Below are 4722 nucleotides of genomic sequence, written 5' to 3' on the forward strand. Positions count from 1 at the left end.
ATCGATCTAGAATCCGATCGATCTCCTTAAACTCCTGACCGGATTTAAATGTCTGAAAACTCAAAAACCCCGCACGGGGCGAGGTTTGAATGTATGCCAGGACGGGGATTTGAACCCCGGACACGAGGATTTTCAATCCTCTGCTCTACCAACTGAGCTATCCCGGCGCGTTGTCATTTATTTAGTCAACTTGACCAATATAACAAATCTTTGCTGGATATGCAAGTAATTCGATCGAACTTTGGGACTAATAATTGGGTAGACTAACACTAGCAGCGATCGGCCGATCGGTAGCACCGCTTTGACAGCCAAGTTGAGATTGCAGTTGGCAAAGCGAAAAAACATTACTCTCACTCGATCTAGGCTGTTATTTGAGCCGCTCGACTGGGATAAGTTTGCTACCATCGCCACAATATTCGTCTGCACCCAAGTTCGTCACCACTGTTGGATCATTGTTAAACTTTTTTGAGCAGCTCATCAATTCACCATCACCCGATCGTCGCAAATACGATGGTTGGTCGTTAGAAGATCGCGATCCGCAGGCGATTCGCGCGGCATTTATGCCAGCCTGGAAGTGGCTGTACCATAACTATTTTCGAGTCACTACCGACGGGTGGGAACATGTCCCCGATCGCGGGCGAGTGCTGGTAGTCGGTTCTCACAATGGCGGCTTGGCGGCTCCTGACATGTTCTTGCTAATGTATGAGTGGTTTTGCCGTTATGGTGTCGATCGCCCCGCCTACGGGCTGGCACACCCCGATGTGTGGAAATATTTTGGGGGGATGTCTACCTTGGCTGTTAAAGCTGGGGCGGTCGTCGCGCATCCCAAAATGGCAGTAGCGGCGTTACGCAAAGATGCGACGGTACTGGTCTATCCTGGCGGTGCGGAAGATGTTTTTCGCCCGCACAGTCAAAGAAATCAAATCCAGTTAGCTGGGCGGAAGGGCTTTATTAAAGTCGCCCTGCGCGAACATGCGCCGATAGTCCCTGTAGTATCTACGGGTGCCCATGATGGGTTATTCGTATTAACCGATATTTATCCTCTATTAGATCGACTCCACGATCTGGGGATACCGTGGTTATTTGGCATCGATCCGGTCGTTTTCCCGATCTATCTGGGCTTACCCTGGGGTCTGGCTTTCGGCCCTTTGCCCAATTTCCCGCTCCCCTCCAAGATCCACATTCGCGTCTGCAAACCGATTGAATTCGCTCGATACGGGCGAGCTGCGGCAAACGATCGCGACTATGTAGATGCCTGTTACGATCTAGTCCAGTCACAGATGCAGTCAGCCTTGGATCTATTAATAGCCAAGGGTTAAAGTAGCAAGACAAAGGAGACGAGGGGACTAGAAGAATTTATTACTCCTTACTCCTTACTCTTTACTCGATAAAGACACTATCCGTCCAAGTCCCGTGCAAACCGTAGGGAATATGATGAGTCAGATGGAGAGTCGCTACCGCACCTTTGGTTAGATCTGCGGCATCTAGCACGACCACTGCCGATCGATCTCGCTCACCATCGTAGACCATTGAAATCAGCCAGCCATCGTCCTCCTGGGTGCCACCAGGACGCGGTACGAAGACGGGTTCGTTGACATATCCTGTCGGTGCCGCCGTCCATAATTGCTGTTCGCCAGTTTGGCGATCGAGTTTGAGGATACTCTGGAGAGGTGCATTACCATCGAGAGTTTGTGCTGCACCCATATAAACATATCGATAGGGATAGCCGACATTTGCAGGGTTAATAGTGGGGAACTCACAACAGCGGGGTTCGATGAGGTTGCTAGTTACTTTTTGGGTGGTTAAGTCTAGTTCAAATCGCCATAATTGCCCTGGGGTGATCGTCGCAAAATCGATTTCGCGGAAGTCTTTATCGGGTTCGACTTCGGGGAAAGTTGGGTAGGCAATTGAATCGATCGAGATTTTACCATCTTGCTCGAAGGCATTGGCATGGTGGAAGACAAATCCCGATTTAGTTTCGAGGGTTTGCATTTTTTCACCACTGCGAGGATTGCGGGGGATAACGATGATTTTGGTTGGTTTTTCGGGTTGGAATTTGACACATTCGCCCGCACCTTTGAAGCCGAATAGGAATGGGAAGGGATTGAAGCCAACGGGATTTTGAAAGAAGATGCAGTAGTTGGGCGTAATTGCAAAATCGTGAATAAAGGCGAAGCCAGGGATGGTATGTGAATGCTCTTCGACGACTTTGCCATCTAGATCTAATTCATAGATGGTAATCCCAGTTAACAGTCCGGTTGCATCAAATTTACCCGCTTTTAATCCAAAGTTTACCATTCGATTTTGTTTAGGATCGAATAGTGGATGCGCCGCAAACGGATCTCCGGGTTTGAGGGTGTTATTTAAATATTCAATACCTAAGGTATCGAGTGTTTTCGGATCTAAGCGATGGGGTTCGGCGGCTTCCCACAATGCGAGTAATTTACCACCCCAATAGACAACTTGAGTGTTAGCAATATTTTTGAGATTGACATCAAACATATTACTCATCCAACCGCCAGCTTTCTGGGTACCAAATACACCACGATAGAGAAATTTACCTGCGGCTTGTTCGGCTAAATATGCCTTGGTTTGAACGAACCGATTGAGGAAGTGTGCTTTACCATCTTTAAAGGTAATCCGACAAATCATCCCATCACCATCGAAGGGATGCCGCACGGATTCATCATTAATATCTAACATTCCCGGCCCATTTCGGAACAAGGTTCCGGTTAATTCTGGAGGTATTTGTCCTTCAATTTCGGTAATTTGATAATCATATTCTTGTTTTTGCGATCGATATCCTTGTTTCCATTGTTCTAAATTATAAGGAAGTTCGGTAGTTTGCGTTTTCATGTTGTGTGAGAGAGGTATTTAACTAGCTTCATTTGAGGTGGATTTACCCCCCAACCCCCCTTATAAAGGTGAGGGAGCCGGAAAGCCCCCCTTGTAAAGGGGAGGGCTGGGGTGGGGTAAAGATCTACGCAGCAACTCAATCGACTCGCGTGTAAGGAGCAGCCTTCTAAAAGGTAGAATTGGGAGATATAAAATCGATGCAGTAATAAATAAGTTAGTTTAACTTTCAGCCTTAGTTTCCAAAATTTCTGGTAACATATCAGGGATGAAAGATTGGTTGCCGATGATGCCTGTTTGTGAATGCTCGATCGCACTAGAAGGCGGAATCGATCGAGATGTATTTGCTCCTAATTGTGGCTCTTCATTTGGTAATAAGTTAATAAAGATTAGTGGTAGCATACTCCCAACATTGGCAATTAATACTAACAGCCATAATTTATCAAAATTGGTATCGGTGACACCGAGTAGATGCGTCAGAATTGCACCCCCCTCTTTAGATACTAAACCAGATAAATTGAGAACGGACATTAGTAAGGCAAATAAAGTCGCTTCAATTCCGGGCGGACATAATCTCGCCGCTAATACCAGCACGGGCATGAAAGTTAATTGACCCATTACGGTTAAGATCAAACTGTCGCCTAATGCGAACCAATGGTCGTCGATACCTAACGTGCGATTAGTATGTGTAACTAATAGTAATGCTGTCAACCCCAATAAGGATGAAAATAACGTCGTCCAAATAAAGATTTTCCGAAACGGGATAGTTTTTAAAAAACGTTGAAATAACCACACCCCTAGTAATGATGCCAAACTAGTTACCAGCCGCACGCGTCCGAGAAATTCGGGCGTAAAGCCCAACTCATTGGTGCTGAAGTAGAAAAAAGCTGAATCGGCTGTTGGCGTACATTGCCAAATAAATAGAAACACAGTCGGCATCCAAATCGCTTTTTGGGTCAAAGCCTGCCACAATTGCTGCATCTGCTCTTTAACTACCATCTGACGTGCGCCATCTGCGGCGACGGGTTCCTCGGCAATCCACACCGCCGCCGCCGAAACGAGCAGCGGGAATGCGGCGGTAAAAGCAAATACCGTGCGGGTACTAAAATGTTCGAGCAGCAACCCACTAAAATAGGCTGTCAACAATCCCCCGACTGCGGATGCACCCCAGCATAAAGCCTGCAACGAACCAGCTTTACCGACAGATTCATCCCTAGCACGCTCGACAATTAGAGAGTCTACAATGACATCACTAAATGCTACCGAAAGTGAGGTAATTGCGATCGCAATTGTCGCAGCAGTCGTAGTATGTACCATATATGCCAAGCTCAACCAGGCACCGACACCCAGCAAGCCCGATAAAATCAGGTAAGGTCGCCTTCTGTAGCCGAAGATGGGCAAACCATCAGAAATAAAGCCAAATACAGGTTTAATTACCCACGGTAAGGCGGCTATCCCCATCAGCGCAGCAACTTCGGCTGGCGATAAAGCAAGTTCGTCCTTGAGGAAGAAACTTACCGCCAGTCGCGAGATGCCCAAAATTCCCTGCACGGCATACACCATCAATATCGCCAGCAATTCAGGGCTGGGTTGATGTCCGAACATGATTTTGGTGAAAATCGAGTCTTGAGTATCGATTTCTGATGACTCGGAACGATCGGTCAGCATTATTAAAAAATGTTACGCAGGATTTATGCTCTATGTTAACTCATCTTTACATGGCGATCGAGCGATCTGGGTGAAATTTCAGACGGAGAGGGGGGATGACGGGGGGACTGGGGGCGAAAAGTGCGGTCTTGGGGTTTCCCCAAGTAGAGCACCTTTTCAAGACAGACTGGGGGACGGGGAGACGGGGAGACTGGGAGACTG

Annotated in this window: 3 protein-coding genes and 1 tRNA gene; 1 reads left to right on the forward strand and 3 read right to left on the reverse strand. The window is 47.3% G+C overall.

What is annotated here, in order from left to right; genetic code table 11:
- Positions 1-94: 94 nt before the first annotated feature.
- Positions 95-167, reverse strand: a tRNA-Phe gene (locus Q0R35_RS08455).
- Between the two features lie 285 nt (positions 168-452).
- Here Q0R35_RS08455 and Q0R35_RS08460 point away from each other — a divergent pair.
- Complete coding sequence (locus tag Q0R35_RS08460) at positions 453-1319, forward strand: lysophospholipid acyltransferase family protein (RefSeq protein WP_295616104.1); 867 nt, start codon at positions 453-455, stop codon at positions 1317-1319.
- Positions 1320-1380: 61 nt separating this feature from the next.
- Here Q0R35_RS08460 and Q0R35_RS08465 read toward each other — a convergent pair whose 3' ends face one another.
- Both Q0R35_RS08465 and Q0R35_RS08470 read right to left on the reverse strand, forming a co-directional pair.
- Entirely contained in the window at positions 1381-2856 is a 1476-nt protein-coding gene (locus tag Q0R35_RS08465; protein WP_295616107.1) for a carotenoid oxygenase family protein, read from the reverse strand.
- 219 nt (positions 2857-3075) lie between these two features.
- Entirely contained in the window at positions 3076-4521 is a 1446-nt protein-coding gene (locus Q0R35_RS08470) for a folate/biopterin family MFS transporter (RefSeq protein ID WP_295616110.1), read from the reverse strand.
- Between the last annotated feature and the right edge of the window lie 201 nt (positions 4522-4722).

It is taken from the genome of Chamaesiphon sp. GL140_3_metabinner_50 (assembly GCF_025361915.1).
Taxonomy (GTDB): Bacteria; Cyanobacteriota; Cyanobacteriia; order Cyanobacteriales; family Chamaesiphonaceae; genus Chamaesiphon.